This window comes from Shewanella glacialimarina (genome assembly GCF_020511155.1).
Taxonomy (GTDB): Bacteria; Pseudomonadota; Gammaproteobacteria; order Enterobacterales; family Shewanellaceae; genus Shewanella; species Shewanella glacialimarina.
Map to the genome: position 1 here is coordinate 3,982,072 of NZ_CP041216.1, position 16,879 is coordinate 3,998,950.

A 16,879-nucleotide genomic window follows, 5' to 3' on the forward strand; every position below is an offset into this window, starting at 1 on the left:
TAAAAGGATTTTAAGATCAACCCATAGGAATGACCATGCTTAATGTCCACCGAAAGATCCCATATATCGCCATATTCTTTTTTATAAATAACAATCTGGTCACATATACGTAACTAAGTTTATGTCATACTCCAGCCGCTTTAACAAAACTCAAATGGATTTGAATGGGGTCGGACTTTCGTGGTGTTTTCTAAGGAAATCATTATTGAGAATTTCCATGAAAAACTGCTATGAAAGTCCTCAATAATAATAAATATTAAAGAGAGTTATGTTGATGATTAAATCCACTATAGCACTAAAAACAGCAGTAACACTGGCACTCGCAGGCCTAGCATTCAATGCCAGTGCCAATCTCATGATAAGCGAAGTGCTCTACGATGCACCCAATAATGATAGCCTTGAAGAATTTGTCGAGCTCTACAACGCCAGTTGCAGCAGCATCGACTTAAGCCAATATAGCATCAGCGACAATGGCGCAAGTTTAGCATTAAGCGGCACCTTGGCGTCGGGGCAATACTTTACGATAGCCAAAAACGCTGCGGGTTTTAACAGCCTGTTCTCCCGCCAAGCCGATTTAGCGCCTATGCCTTTATCTTTAGGTAACTCAGGGGATTACGTTAAGTTGCTCAAGGGTACTCAAGACGTTGATGTCGTCGCTTGGGAAGGTGGTTTAAGTGGTTGGACACTTAATGCCACTAACGTGTCTGTGGTGCGCAGCACCAGTACCAACACCAAAAGCCAAGCTGATTGGAGTGTGGGCAGCAATGCAGGCAATCCAGGTGTAGGCAGCTTAACCACTAGCTGTGGCACGCCGCCAGCACCAACGGAAAACTTACTCGAAAATGGCCAAGCCAAGACAAGCCTAAGCGCCAGCACAGGGCAAACATTGAAGTTTGTCGCCGATATTCCAGCTGGGGCAACTGGGCTTAGTTTTAAAATGAGTGGCGGTAGTGGTGATGCGGATCTTTATGTGCGCCAGGGCAGTGAGCCAACGGCAAGCGTATTTGATTGTCGCCCATACTTAACTGGTAATAATGAAGAATGCCCTATTGCTACAGCAGTAGCAGGTCGTTATTTTGTCAACATCACAGCCTATCAAGGCTTTAGCGCTACGAGCTTAGTGGCTAACTATACTTCTGCCACATCGGGCGGCGGTACAGAAAACCCTGGTGATTATGCCTTCGATACCTATTATGCCAACACGAACGGTAAAACAGGCGCCGCGTTAAAGGCGAGTCTAAACCTTATCATTCGCGATCATACCCGCTTTACCTATGATCAAGTGTGGGATGGCCTTAACTATGCAGATGAAGATCCAAGCAACACTAATAATGTGATCTTACTCTATACCAATCGCTCTGAGCCTAAAACAAACCGTGCCGGTATGAGCAGTTCTTTAGATGCGTGGAATCGTGAACATGTATGGGCTAAAAGCCATGGCTTCCCTAGCAGCGGACAACATGCCTATACCGACTTACACCATTTGCGTCCTGCCGATGTGACTGTTAATAGCAGTCGTGGTAATAAAGATTTTGCCTTAGGTGGGTCGCCATTAACTGAAGCGCCAGATAACAAAACAGATGCGGATAGTTTCGAGCCTGCAAACATGGTTAAAGGTGATGTCGCGCGCATGGTGTTTTATATGGATGTGCGTTATGAAGGCGGCGATAACAGTGGTACACCTAACCTTACTGTAGCCAAAGGGGTTACCGGTACTGGTGAGGCACTATTGGGTGATTTATGCACCTTGCTTAGCTGGCACATTCAAGATCCTGTGAGTGATTGGGAGCGTCGTCGTAATAACCGTGTGTATGAATGGCAATTGAACCGTAACCCCTTCATCGATAACCCAATGTGGGCCGAGGATCTTTATAGCAGCTCATGTAATTAATCGAACTCGTCAATAAAACAGACCCAGCCCAGGCTGGGTTTTTTATTGAATCACTTTTTTACACCTAATATTTTTATTACTTCGATTTAGCCTCATTGATGACTCCAAGAAAATATACTCATTATAAAAACAACAAATAGATGTAACAGTCATATTTTAAACAATTCGGACATCATTTACATTGAGGCCATCGAGAACATGCTGTGAGCTTGGCATAGATGTCAAGCTAGCTTTCTTTGGGATAAGGACAGCACATCGAAAGCGTTAGGGATTTTCAGCAATGGCCGTAGCAGGAAGGAATCCAATGAAGTTAATGTTGACTATCAACGGGTAAGGCAAAAAAATTATAGTCAGTTTTTAATTCAAAAAAAAGCGAACCCTGAGGTTCGCTTTGCTTATTAAATATAGCTGAATTACTTGTGGTATTTGCCCGACAACTCAGTCACTGACTTAATAAATGCACCCGCATGTTCTGGATCAACATGTTGATGAATGCCATGGCCTAAGTTAAATACATGACCACTACCTTCACCGTAAGACGCTAAGATTTGCTCAACTTCTTGACGAATACGCTCAGGTGAAGCGTAAAGTACTGATGGGTCCATATTGCCTTGTAAAGCCACTTTGTGCCCTACGCGACGACGTGCATCACCAATATCTACGGTCCAATCTAAACCTAGAGCATCACAGCCGGTTTCAGCCATTGCCTCTAACCATAAACCGCCGCCTTTAGTGAATAAAGTCACTGGTACTGTGCGGCCTTCGGCTTCGCGAGTTAACCCATCAACGATTTTTTGCATATAACTCAACGAGAACTCACGGTAAGCATGGTGAGATAACGCACCGCCCCATGAATCGAAAATCATTAACGATTGAGCACCGTTGGCCACTTGCGCGTTGAGATATAAAATAACTGAATCAGCTAGTTTATCTAACAACATGTGTAAAGTTGCAGGCTCTTCATATGCCATTTTCTTTATTTTTTCAAAGGTCTTGCTTGAACCGCCTTCGACCATATAAGTGGCTAAAGTCCAAGGTGAACCCGAAAAACCAATTAACGGTACGTCACCGTTTAATTCGCGACGAATGGTTTTTACAGCACGCATTACATAGCCTAATTCATCTTCTGGATCTGGCACAGCAAGCTTTTTGATGGCATCGATGGTATCGGTAGGACGCTGAAAACGTGGACCTTCACCGGTTTCAAAATACAAACCTAAACCCATTGCATCAGGAATGGTCAAAATGTCAGAGAACAAAATAGCGGCATCTAAATCATAGCGACGTAATGGCTGTAAGGTCACTTCACATGCTAGATCTTGGTTCTTACAAAGAGACATAAAATCACCGGCTTCAGCACGAGTGGCTTTATATTCTGGAAGATAACGACCTGCTTGACGCATCATCCATACTGGCGTTCTGTCTACAGGTTGTTTTAATAAAGCACGTAAATAACGATCATTCTTTAGTTCTGCCATGGGGGCTATTTTCCTAGATAGTTATGAATTTTGCAGGTCGGTAGTTTAGCACTTACGCGATTAATGTAACCACTTATGCGATATTTATGTGAGCTATTACTAAATCTGTATTCAAAAATCTGAAAACGCCTCAATCTTTGTTCACAAAAACAGCAACAATATTGTTAGTACCCCATAAAGTAGATTATTAGTTGCACCATTGGTGAGTGTTTGGTATAAAAAGTACGCGCTAGCAAGAACAATCAAGAAGCACGATATATCGAGCCCTTAAATGCTTATTTACCCAGTGATAGTTATCTATCACTGGGTTTTTTATTTTAAATTCTTTAGTAATTTATTAAGGCTGGTTTGTCCATTGATAAATAAAGCATAAAACAGTTGATCAACTACGTACTTGTCAAATACAGTGGTTGAAATTGATCGGTTGAACGTCAGGAATACAAGTATGCTTATAAAATTAGAACAAGCTGAGCAACGTTGGGGCGGAGCTAACAAATTAGTCGACCAATGGCTGACTCACCGTCGTAAATTGCTGGTTAAATACTTTACCCTTGTTGGACTTTCACCTAATAAACAGGCAGAAAAAGGCCTACCTAGCATCAAAGATGTGAAGGATTTTTGTGAGCAGCTTGTAGATTACGTGTCTGAAGGACATTTTGAAGTATATGACAGAGTAGTGAGCGAATGTGCTACCCATGGTCAGGACAGCAAAGCGACCGCTCAAAACTTACTGCCTAAAATCAGTGAAAGTACCGATACTGCTCTCGATTTTAATGATAAATATACCGAATCTGAAGATGAAAATGTTCTTTACCAACTGGATAAAGACTTAGCACAACTTGCCCAAGCAATGGAATCACGGTTTGAATTTGAAGACGAATTATTAGAAATTCTTCATAGCCGCCACTCTTAAACTGCATAACTACATCTGATGCTAAATTTTTATACAATTTAAGCTCGTCATTGCTAATGATTACGCTAAGTACTACATTGCCTATCGGCCAAAAAATCAACCCATGATGACTTCTCATGGGTTGATTTTTTCATGTTGTACAACTTGCCGTTACTGCCTTTTATGCCAATTTTCTGGTAGCTCTACCTGCTCCCAAAGCTGGTCACATAGCTGTTGAGGCTGTTGCCACTCTCCCGTTTTAAGCCAGTCAACCAGCTTATCCCCCACCTGCGGGTAACGAATAGCTTTAGGTGACGGCGCCTTTAACCAGCGCGTTAATTTAGACTTGTCCAGCGTTTGCATACTATCCGCTGCGGCAAGCAATTCTAGTGCTGCTACATTAGCCGACTGCTCAAATTGGCCGATTAGCGGTTTAACTAGTAGCTTTTTACCTAATGCCATCGCTTCACTGGCTAATTCAAACCCCGCATTGGCTATTACGCCACCACATTGCGATAAATGCAGTTTAAATCCGTCTCGACTAAACCCATGCCATTGAATATGCTCAGGTAAGGGTTTAATTGGCTTAGTGCTGTGATAAACATAGAACTGATAGTCATCGAATGGGGTTAAAAACTCGGCGATACTATCGGCACTTTCAAACGGTAAATAAACTAAGATTTGATGACCGTATTGAATATCTGATGGAGAAACCTCTACAAATGGCGGCAAAATTGGAAAGCCGAAGTGATGCCAATGGCACCCTAATCCAATATCAACCGGCGCAAAATGATTTAAAATGACTTCATCTAACCAACTGCCACCTTGCTTAGGCACCGAATGCTGTAATGCTGCCTGGTGGCTAATAGATATCGATTTAACCCCTTGTTGTTTTGCCGCCCAAGCGGTAACAGGCTCAAAGTCGTTTAACACTAAGTCATAGCCGCGCACATCCAATTGTTTAACTTCATTGAATATCGAACGACTTACCGTTTTTTGAGCGGTTTTTAATAAATTAATGCGTCCATTATCTGTAGCAAATGATAATCCCTTACGCACTTGATAGTCACCAAACTCCTGCATGTCGAAGTAATGTTCGGCGGGTCTACCGCTAAACAGAAAGTCGACATCGACTCCTTTATTTTTCATTGCCTTAGCCATAACACGTGCACGGCTAATATGACCATTTCCAGTCCCTTGAACTCCGTAAAGAATTTTCATGCTATTTAACCCTTATATAATGTTTTCAGCTAGCATAACTGACCCGATACCTAGCCCCATTCCTGCTACGATATCTAATGGATAGTGCACCCCAAGTGCGATACGAGAGAAGCCGACCGTTATTGCCCATAGATAAGCTAATGGCGCTAATACGGGAAAATACACATGAATAACACTTGCCAGCACAAAAGCACCGGCTGTGTGTCCTGAAGGTAAGCTGAACTTATCTGATGGCTCAAAATGGCAATTAAAACCGACTAACGCATAACAAGGTCGTTGGCGTCGTATGCCATTTTTAAGCACTAAATATAGTGGTAGCTCAATTAAAAATCCGAGCAGTAATAGGTTGAAAAATGATTGGCCTTGGCTGTGGGATAACAATATCGCGACAGACAGATAAACGTACCAATGGCCATCACCCGTTGCGGATATTTTTAACGCAGTTGGTGACAATTGTTGTTCACGAGTAAAACGAATAATCGAATAAAACAGATATTGATCAACTTTTGTAATCAGGTTCATCGCCACTCCTGTCGCGCATCATGCGCTAATGTTTAATCCACTTTTATTTAATCCACTTTTGCAGACTAATCTGCGCCAATGAATGTGGAGTGACATTTATTCGAAGCTTTTATGACAATAGAAACTAAAAGCGCAGCTAAAGAAGTTGAAATGACAGGCTTATATAATAAATAGGAGTAATAGAACAGAAAGCGAGATGTTAGATGTTAGATGTTTGATGTTTGATGTTTGATGTTTGATGTTTGATGTTTGTCACGCAACAGCGACAAGCACTGACTAGCCAGAACACTTACTATTCACCCTTGATTGTGTAAATAACAACTAAGGGTGAATGAAGTAAGATGCTTTTTTACGCTGAAGCAGCTTGAGTTTCTGGTGCTTTATTGCGATAAATTTTCACTAAGTGATAAATATTAATACCGGCAACAAACGCATTCATACCAGCAACGGGCCAAGCATCAATGGCATAACCGTAGGCAGCAAATAAACCACAACCAACGAAATTCAACCAACGTAACATAATGATATCTTTCATCATTAATGAAATCGCTACCATAACAGAAGCAACGTAACCTAATATTTCAACCATATTTGAACTATCCATAAGAACCTCTTTAAGGCTCTCTGCCATCCATAAGCGTAACGAGGGATCCATGCCCCTAAAGCAAATAAATAAAATAAACCAATGCCTAAAAACCACTGATATGTTAACAAGTTGCCAGGTAAGTTAGTAATTTATAAACGTATTTTAGTGATCATGATCTACAGTTAATTGATAAACAGTTAAATTTGAAAGTAAATTACTTACAAAACCACCTATTGTTCTCAAAATAGACCATTGTGTTTTTTATATAGTATTATCATTCTAGTTTGATTTGCAACAAGGTCGTGACGAATAACGCTTTTAATTTAAAATAAACCCCATATAATTCACTTAACTATTACCTTTAATAGCAATTAATCCAGAGCAATGAAACTATTGCAGCCACTAGGAGTTATCTATGGAATACAACACCTCAGAACTGTGCGACATGTATATCGATGTGGTCGACGTTGTCGAGCCTATGTTCAGTAATTATGGTGGTTGCAGCTCTTTCGGCGGCTCTATAAGCACCATTAAATGTTTTGAAGATAACGGTTTAATTGCTGAAGCCTTACAGGAAGATGGCGAAGGAAAAGTATTGTTAGTAGATGGTGGTGGATCATTACGCCGTGCACTACTAGATGCTAGTATTGCCGAAATTGCTGTAGCCAACAATTGGGAAGGCATTATCATTTACGGTACTGTCCGTGATGTTGATGCGCTAGAAGAGCTAGATATTGGTATTCAAGCGATTGCTTCTATTCCTGTGGGTGCCGATAGTAATGGCATTGGCGAAGTTGAAGTGCCAGTGAACTTTGGTGGTGTGACCTTCTTACCTGGCGACCATATTTATGCCGACAACACTGGGGTGATTTTATCTCCAGAACCTTTGGATATTGATTAATCATGCCAATAATAAAAAGCCAGCATTGCTGGCTTTTTTTGTTTTATACTCACCATGTTTACCCTTGCAAACTTAGCAGCTACTGTTCCGTATCATAAACTCATTAAAGGTGTATTTATGCTCACGTCATTCCATGCAACCGATCTTCAATCCTTACTGAATTGCCGCACAGGTGAAACTAAACTTGGGCAACAATTTCAGCTATTGCCGCTTGAAGGAGATCAAGATGGTGATATTTCAGTAGCACTTGCACATGCTGCTACCCAAGGGGTTAAGTTCGCCATTATTGGCATTAGTGAAGATATTGGTCCCCGGGCTAATTTAGGCCGCGCTGGCTCACATGATGCCTTTACGGCAAGTATCAGCCAGCTTGCCAACTTACAGTCAAACCGCTTTTTTAGCGGTAAACAATGCATGATCGTGGGTCAAATTACCCTAGATCAAGTTCTTAACGCTAACGCTGATACCGCCACATTACGCCAAGCAACGGCGGAACTTGATGATCAGGTTATAGCAGTATTAACCCAAGTGTTTGCCGCAGGGTTAGAGCCGATTGTGATTGGTGGTGGACATAATAATGCCTATGGCCTGTTAACTGCCGCTAAACAAACCTTTAATCAACCAATGGCCGCTGTCAACCTTGACCCACACAGTGATTTTAGGCCGCGAGAAGGTCGGCACAGTGGCAATGGATTTAGTTATGCTGCGGCTAATGGTTCACTCGACCATTACCATATTCTAGGATTACACGAACTTAAAAATAGCGAAGCAACCTTAGAGCAGCTCAGCTTATTTGGAGCCAGTTGGCACAGTTTTCAGCAAATATGGGTACGCCGCGAAATAAGCTTAGATCAAGCCCTTAAAGATATCTGCCGCGAGTTAAATAACACGGGGCTACCCGTTGGTCTTGAACTTGATGTTGACGCTATAGCCAAAATGCCTAGTAGCGCATCAACGTTTGCAGGGGTGCCCCTTTTAGACGCTTGTCATTACGTTTACCGTGTCGCCAAACAATGTGATTGCGCCTATCTACATTTAGCAGAAGCGGCGCCGCAGTGCCATGAAGCAGGAGTTACAGCGGGACACCGTGATATAGGCCAAGGAATAAGCGAGCTTATTTATAGCTACATTCAAGGTCGAATGAGCAAACTGGGTTAACATGGATGAAAGATGCTGTAAAAAAACAAGCTAGGATTAACAGCACAAACACCAGCAGAGTAGATTTTTATCGTTAAATTATGCTCTAATGCGGGGCAAATTTATGCATCACTTTACTGAAGTTAATATCTCGATTTAACCTTAGCCAAATCAAGCTAACGCCTATGATCAAGTTTGGCTAAAGCACGTATCATTTATTATCGACTTGATTGTTATCACACTCTGGCGCTTAGGTGATGTTGCAAGCTGCAACAATGGCATAAACTGGCACTTAATTATCGCACATTATAGGAATATACCCATGTCTGAGGGCGAATCAAAAAACACCCACTTTGGCTACAAAACCGTAGAGGCTGAAAAGAAAGCCGATCTTGTTGCGGATGTATTTCATTCTGTTGCGGCAAAATACGACATCATGAACGATGTGATGTCATTTGGTGTTCACCGTTTTTGGAAACGTCACACTATTGAAGTGGCCGCTGCTCGCCCTGGTATGAAAATATTAGACTTAGCCGGTGGCACAGGCGATTTAACCGCTAAATTTTCTCATCTTGTTGGTGACACGGGTCAAGTCGTTTTAGCCGATATTAATGATTCTATGCTTAAGGTTGGCCGCACTAAGCTACGTGATAAGGGTATTGTTAATAACGTCAAATACGTACAAGCTAATGCAGAAGCCTTACCGTTTCCTGATAACTATTTTGACATTATCACCATCGCATTCGGTTTACGTAACGTAACCGACAAAGATTCGGCGCTGCGCTCTATGCAACGAGTTTTAAAACCAGGCGGCAAGTTGCTGGTGTTAGAATTTTCAAAACCACAACATGAAATTATGCGTAAGGTTTATGATCTTTACAGCTTTAAAGTACTGCCTAAAATGGGCGCATTAATCACTAAAGACGCAGATAGCTATGAATACTTAGCCGAATCAATTCGTATGCATCCCGACCAAGAAACCTTAAAGCAAATGATGATTGATGCGGGTTTAGAACAAGTGGATTACACCAACATGACTGACGGTGTTGTCGCATTGCATAGAGGGTATAAGTTTTAATGAGCGTCAACCACTTAGCCTTGTTAACGTGCGCAGCGATTGAGTCAGGCTTTGCCAAGCTGCCTGCTCAAGCGCAACAAGATTATGCCCGTTTAAAACCCTTACATGGTAAAGTGTTTTGTATACAATTATCACAATTATCCTGGCCGATTTACATTATTTTTGCCAAGCAAATTCAAGTGATGAGCCATTTTGAAGGCGAGGTAGCTGTCACCGTAAAAGCGGATGCATCGACCTTGTACCAACTGCGTGAAGGTGCCAACCTCACCGAGTTAATTAAACAAGATAAGCTCAGTATTGAAGGTGACATCCAGCTATTGCAAACTTTCAGTCACTATATGCAGCATATCGAGTTTGACTTTGCCGAACCACTATCACGATACATTGGTGACGCACCGGCGCATAAATTACTCACCACCACCCAGAAAATAGGCAAAGATATCAAGTCCGTGCTGGTAAAAACTCGTGCTCATCTAGGGCAATTAACCACCGAAGAATACCGCCTTGCACCGCATAAAATCGAATTTCTGCACTTTCGTGATAATCTGGAACAACTTGTCACGCAAACTGAACATATCGATACACGTATCGCCCAACTAAGAGACAAAATAACCTCATGACAATTGCTAGTATCAGGCGCGGTTATCAAGTCATTAAAACCGTGCTTCACTTCGGCCTTGATGATTTATTACCTAAACATAAAAAGCCATGGTACTTCAAATTACTACGCGCTTGTTTCTTCTGGCTAGGTAACCGTCATAAAAATAAACAACCCGCTGAGCGCTTAAAGCTGGCGATGCAAGAGCTGGGGCCTGTTTATATAAAACTAGGTCAAATGCTATCCACACGTCGAGACTTATTAGACGATGAGTGGGCTTATCAGTTGGCAATGCTGCAAGATCGCGTCCCGCCATTTGACTCTGCTTTAGCGCGTATTTCGATTGAAGCGGCCTTAGGTGAACCGATTGAAAACCTGTTTGATAATTTTGAAGACACGCCACTAGCCAGCGCATCGATTTCTCAAGTCCACACCGCCACCTTAAAATCAAATGGTAAAGAAGTCGTACTGAAAGTATTACGTCCCAATGTTGAAGCTAATATCAATGCCGATATTCAGCTAATGATTCTAGCGGCAAATACATTAGATCGCATTTTAGGGGAAGGAAATCGTCTGCGCCCTGCTGAAGTGATAGAAGATTATCGCACCACAATTCTGGGCGAATTAAACCTCAAACTTGAAGCGTTGAATGCCACCAAACTCAGAAACAATTTTTTAGACTCAGACTCGCTTTATGTCCCTTATGTATATGAAGAACATTGCTATCAAAGACTCATGGTAATGGAACGTGTTTACGGCATTCCAGTTTCTGATACCGAGGCTTTACGTGCCCAGGGGACTAATTTTAAGTTGCTGGCTGAGCGTGGCGTAGAGTTGTTTTTTACTCAGGTGTTTAGGGATAACTTTTTCCATGCGGACATGCATCCCGGCAATATTTTCATCAGTACTGAACACCCTGAAAACCCCTATTATATAGGCTTAGACTGCGGCATTATAGGCACATTAACCGAAGTAGATAAGCGCTATCTTGCGGAAAACTTTTTAGCCTTTTTTAATCGTGATTATCATCGCATTGCCCAGCTTTACATTGAATCTGGTTGGGTGTCTGAAAACACTGACGTATTAGCGTTTGAGCAAGCGGTAAAAGTAGTCTGCGAGCCTATGTTTAATAAACCACTGGATGAGATCTCATTTGGTCATGTGTTATTAGCGCTGTTCCGTACCGCACGTCACTTTGATATTGTGGTACAACCTCAGTTAGTGCTGCTTGAAAAAACCTTGCTGTACATCGAAGGTTTAGGCCGTCAGCTTTATCCTCAATTGGACTTATGGCAAACAGCTAAGCCATTTTTAGAAAACTGGATGGCAGAACAAGTCGGCCCTAAAGCCATGTTTAACAAAGTGAAAACTAACGCACCTTATTGGGCAGAGATGCTGCCTGAGTTGCCTGAGCTGATATATGACAACCTAAAAGTAGGTCGAAAGTTATTAGGCACACAACAGCAAATGCTTGATAAGTACTTACGTTATCAGCAGAAATCTCATAAAAGTAATTACCTGCTTATCACCTCTGCCGTTTTGTTGATCTGTGGCACAATATTATTCACCCAAAGCGCTACACTATGGTCAGCTTATACTTGTATAGGTATTGGCAGTGCTTTATGGATAGCAGGATGGCGATCTAGGCCAAAGAACCGTAAATTTTAGCTAGCACTAATTTATTAGAAGTTCATAATACTTACATAATTTGACCTTATAATGGTTTTTTAAGTTTTGTGAAACAAGACACCATTTTATATTTTAAAGAGGAAATTCCATGGGCGGCATCAGTATTTGGCAGCTTTTAATCGTCGCACTTATCGTAGTGTTATTATTTGGAACGAAGAAACTTCGTTCATTAGGTGGTGATTTAGGCGGTGCCGTAAAAGGCTTTAAAAACGCCATGTCATCTGAAGATGAGAAAAAGTCATTAGAAGACGCCACAGCACAAACCTCTCAACAGGCTGATGAAAAAAAGCCTGAGTCTAAGAGCAAAGAACAGGCGTAATTTATTATGTTTGACGGTATCGGCTTTATGGAGCTGCTGCTGATTGGTATTTTGGGGCTGGTTGTTCTCGGCCCCGAACGTTTACCAGTTGCAGTACGTTCAATCACTGGCTGGATCCGTGCGATTAAACGCATGGCCAATTCAGTTAAAGATGAACTTGAGCAAGAGCTTAAAATCGAGCAGTTGCATGCCGATTTAAAAAAAGCAGAAAGCAAAGGTTTAACCAATTTGTCACCTGAGCTACAGCAATCAATTGATGAATTAAAACAGGCTGCCCAATCGGTAAATCGTCCTTATCAGGTCGAAGATATTAATCCGACAAAATCACCAGCATCAACACCGATAGCTAATGACTCAGCAGTCAGTCAGCCTAGCGAAGACAAACTAGGTGATGAAACTGTTAAATCGACATCAGACACTAGCCACTCTAGCCCTAAATCAAACGGATAATTCATGTCGCAACAGCTACCGCTTATTAGCCATTTGTTAGAATTACGCACAAAATTACTTAAAGCCATTGGCAGTGTGCTACTGGTTTTTATTATTAGCGTTTATTGGGCTAATGACATTTACCATTATGTTGCCTTGCCATTAATGAAATCATTACCAGAAACTGGCAGTATGATTGCAACCGATGTTGCGGCGCCGTTTTTTGCACCTTTCAAATTAACCTTAGTGTTGTCATTCTTTGTCGCAATACCCTATGTGTTGTATCAAATTTGGTCTTTTGTGGCTCCGGGATTATATAAACATGAAAAGCGTTTGGTTATGCCGCTACTTGCTAGCAGTACATTATTGTTTTATCTAGGCATCGCTTTTGCTTATTATGTTGTTTTCCCTGTCGTATTTGGATTTTTTACGAGTGTTGTGCCTGAAGGCGTGCAAGTTGCTACCGATATCAGTAGTTATTTAAGTTTTATTTTAAAGCTATTTTTTGCTTTCGGTTTAGCATTTGAAATCCCGGTAGCAGTGGTATTACTGTGCTGGGCAGGTGTAACAACACCTGATGAATTAAGAGAGAAACGTCCTTATATCGTTGTAGGGGCATTTGTTATTGGCATGATCCTTACCCCTCCTGATATCATCTCGCAAACTATGTTAGCAATTCCTATGCTACTGTTATTTGAAGGCGGTTTATTAGCTGCTAAGATGTATACTCCAAAAGACGACGAAGAAGATGTGCCAACAAATGAGCACTCTGATGGCTAATCCTTAATCCAACCAGTGATTAGTTAATAATAACAAGGAATAAATCATGCGCTTAACTTGGATTGCAGCAGCCATTATTGTGGCCTCTAACTCTGCACAAGCAAATACCGAATTAGAACAACAATTATCAATTTGTGCAATTAAAGCCGATAAACTTGAACGTCTCATTTGTTACGATGATGTCGCTGCAACAGTACAATTAACGAATCAAAATGACGCGACAGTAGCTACTGCTGTCACCAAGTCTGTAACTACCACTAATGCTCCAATTGTAAAACCAAGTCAAGCTGCTGCCTCGATTGCCGTATCCGTACCTGTTGCTACAACCCAGGTTCCAGACGAGTCTTTTGGATTGCAAAAGAAAGTCGCTGAAGATGAAATTGAAAAACTCTATTTTAAAGTCGCTGATGTGGACAAAGATCCTTATGGTGCACTTATTATTACGTTAGCCAATGGCCAAATATGGAAACAAAGTCAAAGTGATCGTTACAAAGTGAATAAAGGCCAAAAAATATACATCAAAAAAGGCGCGTTAAGCTCATTTCTATTAGGTAGTGATGATCGCAACTCAACCACTCGAGTAAAGCGAATCAAGTAATCTATTAATGATCCAGCATATCGATATTGCAGTTAATTTATTGAGTTCAAGCTTAATAGAAAACAGCAGTGACATAATAGAACAAGCGGCGAAACATCATGTTTCGCCTTTAATCGTTATTGGTTCTGACCTTGACGAAAGTGGCCAAGCCATTACCCTATGTCAGCAACATCCCCTACACGTATTTTGTACAGCAGGTGTGCACCCTCACCATGCCAGTACCTGGACGAATACGAGTGCCAATGAGTTAAAACGATTAGCCCTAGATGAAACTGTGGTTGCTATTGGTGAGTGCGGTTTAGATTATAACCGTGATTTTTCTCCGCGTGATAAACAACGACAAGCATTTGCAGCTCAACTTGAGATAGCCGCTGAACTCAACATGCCGGTTTATATGCATTGTCGCGATGCCCATGATGACTTTATTGCCATATTTAATCAGTATAGAGCCCACTTACCTAAGGCGGTATTGCATTGTTTTACCGGCAACAAATCAGAGCTCGACGCATGTTTAGCTGCTAATTTATATATTGGTATTACAGGTTGGATTTGTGATGAACGTCGCGGACAAGATTTAGCTGAGTTAGTGAAGTATATTCCCAACAACCGTTTAATGGCAGAAACTGATGCGCCTTATCTACTGCCAAGAAGTATGCGCCCTAAGCCTAAATCAAGTAAAAACTTACCCCAATACTTACCTTATATTGTCGAATCAATAGCTAAACTACGCAATCAAGATTATGCTGTAGTTGCGCAACATTGTTATCAAAATAGCAGTAATTTTTTTAACTTACCTGCCAATATTACCGGTACAAAGTAATGAATAATCAGCCAATTTCAGCATTAATGCCTAGCAAACTATTTGGTTTGCTTTTTTTGGTGTTGTGCTCATTACTACTCACTAAGCAAAGTTTTGCTAACAATGAGAATCATAGTCATCAACCACCTGTTCGTCTCACACAAAGTTCTATCACCAAAATTAATTTACATGACTGGATGTTTATTCAAACACAGAAAAACATCAGTAACTTAGCAGAACTAGAACAACAAGCACCAGCCTCTTGGCGCAAAATAACCCGAGAAGATACTGAGCTGGTTGGTGTTAAAGATCTGTGGATTAGCTTCAGTATTTTTTCGCCAATTGACTATCAAACTCGTATTATTGCCCTTGATAACCCGTTAATTGACAATATAACTCTTTATCACAAAGTGAATGGAGAATTAGTCAGCACAGCCTATATGGGGGATGCATTAACGTTTAATAACCGACCATTACAAAGTAATACTTTTCTATTCCCCTTTGATTTACAACCAGGTGAAACTCACCAGTTTTTACTCAAAATCGACACCTTAGGCAGTACCAATTTACCGTTAATTTTATGGTCACCAAATGATTTAACCCAAGAAATTGAAACCAAAAATCTCAGTTATGGCTTACAAATCGGTTTATTGGTTGCTATTGGTACTTTTAGTCTTTTTATCGCATTAACTTCTGGCTCATTTAGCTTTAGTTATTACAGTGGCTATGTATTAAGTTTAGCGTTATTAGTTGCCACCATTCATGGTGTTTCGTTCCGATATTTATGGTCAGAATGGCCCCAAGTGCAAAACATCATAGTTCCTTTTCTTATTCCCATTATTCTGGGATTTAACTTAATGTTCACTGAAAAGGTGCTACTGCTCAAATATCACAACTTACAGATGCTAAAAGTTTGCCGTTTATTAGCCGCTATTGCGTTTTTGTTGGCAATAATACTGCCCGTTATTGACTACAGTATCGCGATATATGTTTTATTATTTTTCGTCGCTTTGGTATGCATTATTTTAAGCTTTATTACCATTGCCCAGGCCTGGGCAGGACAGCGTAATGCGCGTTTATATGGATTAGGGCGCGTTATACTACTGGGCAGTTGTATTATCTCTTGCTTGATGTATTTAGGTCTGTTTGACATAGGCATGGCGGTGCAAACGCCCCTAATGATAGGGATAAGTATTGAAGTTATCACTATGGCTGCGGTATTAACCATTCGCTATAACGATGAGCGTAAATCTAAATTAGATATCCAACAGCAAGCATTAGAACAGGCTGAGCGCTTAAGGCAAAACCGCGAAGAGTTTTTTAAAGCTGAAACAGAAGCCAATGAACTGTTAGAGCAAATGGTCCAGGAGCGCACCTTAGAGTTAGAAGTGACTTTACGTGAACTGAATGAAGTTAATCAAAAACTTACCGAGCAGAACACTATCGATAGTCTAACGGGTGTCAAAAATCGTAGCGTATTTGATCGCAGACTGATTGCAGAAGGGCGTATCAGCCGCCGCCAACAAACGCCAATGGCGCTGTTAATGCTTGATATTGACAAGTTTAAGAGTATTAATGATCGCTATGGTCATTTAGCTGGCGATCATACCTTACAAATTATTGCTCATACCTTATCTGAACATGTAAAGCGCCCAACCGATCTCGTATCACGTTTTGGTGGTGAAGAGTTTGCTATTATATTGCCTAATACTGATGGGGATGGTGCAATGTTAGTGGCTGAGACAATACGCAATGCCATTGAAGTGTTAGCGATAAAATGGGATAGCCATGATATTCCGCTGACCATTAGTATCGGTATTTCTGTGGCGATTATTGATAGTGATGATCACCCAACCGTTTTATTAGACCAAGCAGACAAAGCATTGTATCAAGCCAAGCGTGGTGGAAGAAATCGAGTCCGTCTTTACTCAGTAGCATCAGAAGAATCAGAAGTATCTTAA

General features: G+C 41.2%; 17 protein-coding genes. 13 read left to right on the forward strand and 4 right to left on the reverse strand.

What is annotated here, in order from left to right; all coding sequences use genetic code 11:
- Positions 1–268 precede the first annotated feature (268 nt).
- Positions 269–1,891 (forward strand): endonuclease, encoded by a 1,623-nt coding sequence (locus FJ709_RS17430; protein WP_404829977.1) that lies wholly within the window; start codon positions 269–271, stop codon positions 1,889–1,891.
- 413 nt (positions 1,892–2,304) lie between these two features.
- Here the strand turns inward: FJ709_RS17430 and hemE are convergent, their stop codons facing one another.
- A complete protein-coding gene (hemE, locus tag FJ709_RS17435) occupies positions 2,305–3,369 on the reverse strand; it encodes a uroporphyrinogen decarboxylase (protein ID WP_226411532.1) in 1,065 nt (354 codons plus the stop codon).
- Between the two features lie 445 nt (positions 3,370–3,814).
- On the opposite strand from hemE, the gene rsd reads away from it, so the two are divergent.
- Complete coding sequence (rsd, locus tag FJ709_RS17440; RefSeq protein ID WP_226411534.1) at positions 3,815–4,282, forward strand: sigma D regulator; 468 nt, start codon at positions 3,815–3,817, stop codon at positions 4,280–4,282.
- A 150-nt stretch (positions 4,283–4,432) separates the two neighbouring features.
- Here rsd and FJ709_RS17445 read toward each other — a convergent pair whose 3' ends face one another.
- The 3 genes from FJ709_RS17445 to FJ709_RS17455 all read right to left on the reverse strand — a co-directional run bounded on the left by FJ709_RS17445 (position 4,433) and on the right by FJ709_RS17455 (position 6,608).
- A complete protein-coding gene (locus FJ709_RS17445; RefSeq protein ID WP_226411536.1) occupies positions 4,433–5,482 on the reverse strand; it encodes an MJ1255/VC2487 family glycosyltransferase in 1,050 nt (349 codons plus the stop codon).
- A 12-nt stretch (positions 5,483–5,494) separates the two neighbouring features.
- Entirely contained in the window at positions 5,495–6,004 is a 510-nt protein-coding gene (locus FJ709_RS17450) for a phosphatase PAP2 family protein (protein WP_226411538.1), read from the reverse strand.
- Positions 6,005–6,353: 349 nt separating this feature from the next.
- On the reverse strand, positions 6,354–6,608 hold the full coding sequence (locus FJ709_RS17455; RefSeq protein ID WP_226411540.1) for a uroporphyrinogen decarboxylase: 255 nt from the start codon (positions 6,606–6,608) through the stop codon (positions 6,354–6,356).
- A 397-nt stretch (positions 6,609–7,005) separates the two neighbouring features.
- Here FJ709_RS17455 and rraA point away from each other — a divergent pair, with 397 nt between their 5' ends.
- The 11 genes from rraA to FJ709_RS17510 all read left to right on the forward strand — a co-directional run bounded on the left by rraA (position 7,006) and on the right by FJ709_RS17510 (position 16,879).
- Positions 7,006–7,491 (forward strand): ribonuclease E activity regulator RraA, encoded by a 486-nt coding sequence (rraA, locus tag FJ709_RS17460; protein ID WP_226411542.1) that lies wholly within the window; start codon positions 7,006–7,008, stop codon positions 7,489–7,491.
- 117 nt (positions 7,492–7,608) lie between these two features.
- Entirely contained in the window at positions 7,609–8,649 is a 1,041-nt protein-coding gene (locus tag FJ709_RS17465; RefSeq protein ID WP_226411544.1) for a formimidoylglutamase, read from the forward strand.
- A gap of 301 nt (positions 8,650–8,950) precedes the next feature.
- A complete protein-coding gene (gene ubiE / locus FJ709_RS17470) occupies positions 8,951–9,706 on the forward strand; it encodes a bifunctional demethylmenaquinone methyltransferase/2-methoxy-6-polyprenyl-1,4-benzoquinol methylase UbiE (RefSeq protein WP_226411546.1) in 756 nt (251 codons plus the stop codon).
- The gene (locus tag FJ709_RS17475; RefSeq protein WP_226411548.1) at positions 9,706–10,326 is read left to right on the forward strand and encodes a ubiquinone biosynthesis accessory factor UbiJ; all 621 of its coding nucleotides are present in this window, start codon (positions 9,706–9,708) and stop codon (positions 10,324–10,326) included. The genes ubiE and FJ709_RS17475 overlap by 1 nt, the downstream gene beginning before the upstream one ends.
- Entirely contained in the window at positions 10,323–11,972 is a 1,650-nt protein-coding gene (gene ubiB / locus FJ709_RS17480) for a ubiquinone biosynthesis regulatory protein kinase UbiB (RefSeq protein WP_226411550.1), read from the forward strand. The genes FJ709_RS17475 and ubiB overlap by 4 nt, the downstream gene beginning before the upstream one ends.
- A 109-nt stretch (positions 11,973–12,081) precedes the next feature.
- Complete coding sequence (gene tatA / locus FJ709_RS17485; RefSeq protein ID WP_226411552.1) at positions 12,082–12,312, forward strand: Sec-independent protein translocase subunit TatA; 231 nt, start codon at positions 12,082–12,084, stop codon at positions 12,310–12,312.
- Positions 12,313–12,318: 6 nt separating this feature from the next.
- Positions 12,319–12,762, forward strand: a complete 444-nt coding sequence (gene tatB / locus FJ709_RS17490) for a Sec-independent protein translocase protein TatB (RefSeq protein ID WP_226411554.1) — start codon at positions 12,319–12,321, stop codon at positions 12,760–12,762.
- A gap of 3 nt (positions 12,763–12,765) precedes the next feature.
- Entirely contained in the window at positions 12,766–13,521 is a 756-nt protein-coding gene (gene tatC, locus FJ709_RS17495; protein WP_226411556.1) for a twin-arginine translocase subunit TatC, read from the forward strand.
- A 46-nt stretch (positions 13,522–13,567) separates the two neighbouring features.
- Positions 13,568–14,119: a hypothetical protein gene (locus tag FJ709_RS17500; protein WP_226411558.1), complete on the forward strand. Its 552-nt coding sequence runs from the start codon at positions 13,568–13,570 to the stop codon at positions 14,117–14,119.
- Between the two features lie 7 nt (positions 14,120–14,126).
- Entirely contained in the window at positions 14,127–14,939 is an 813-nt protein-coding gene (locus FJ709_RS17505; protein WP_226411560.1) for a TatD family hydrolase, read from the forward strand.
- Complete coding sequence (locus FJ709_RS17510; RefSeq protein ID WP_226411562.1) at positions 14,939–16,879, forward strand: sensor domain-containing diguanylate cyclase; 1,941 nt, start codon at positions 14,939–14,941, stop codon at positions 16,877–16,879. Before FJ709_RS17505 ends, FJ709_RS17510 begins: the two co-directional genes overlap by 1 nt.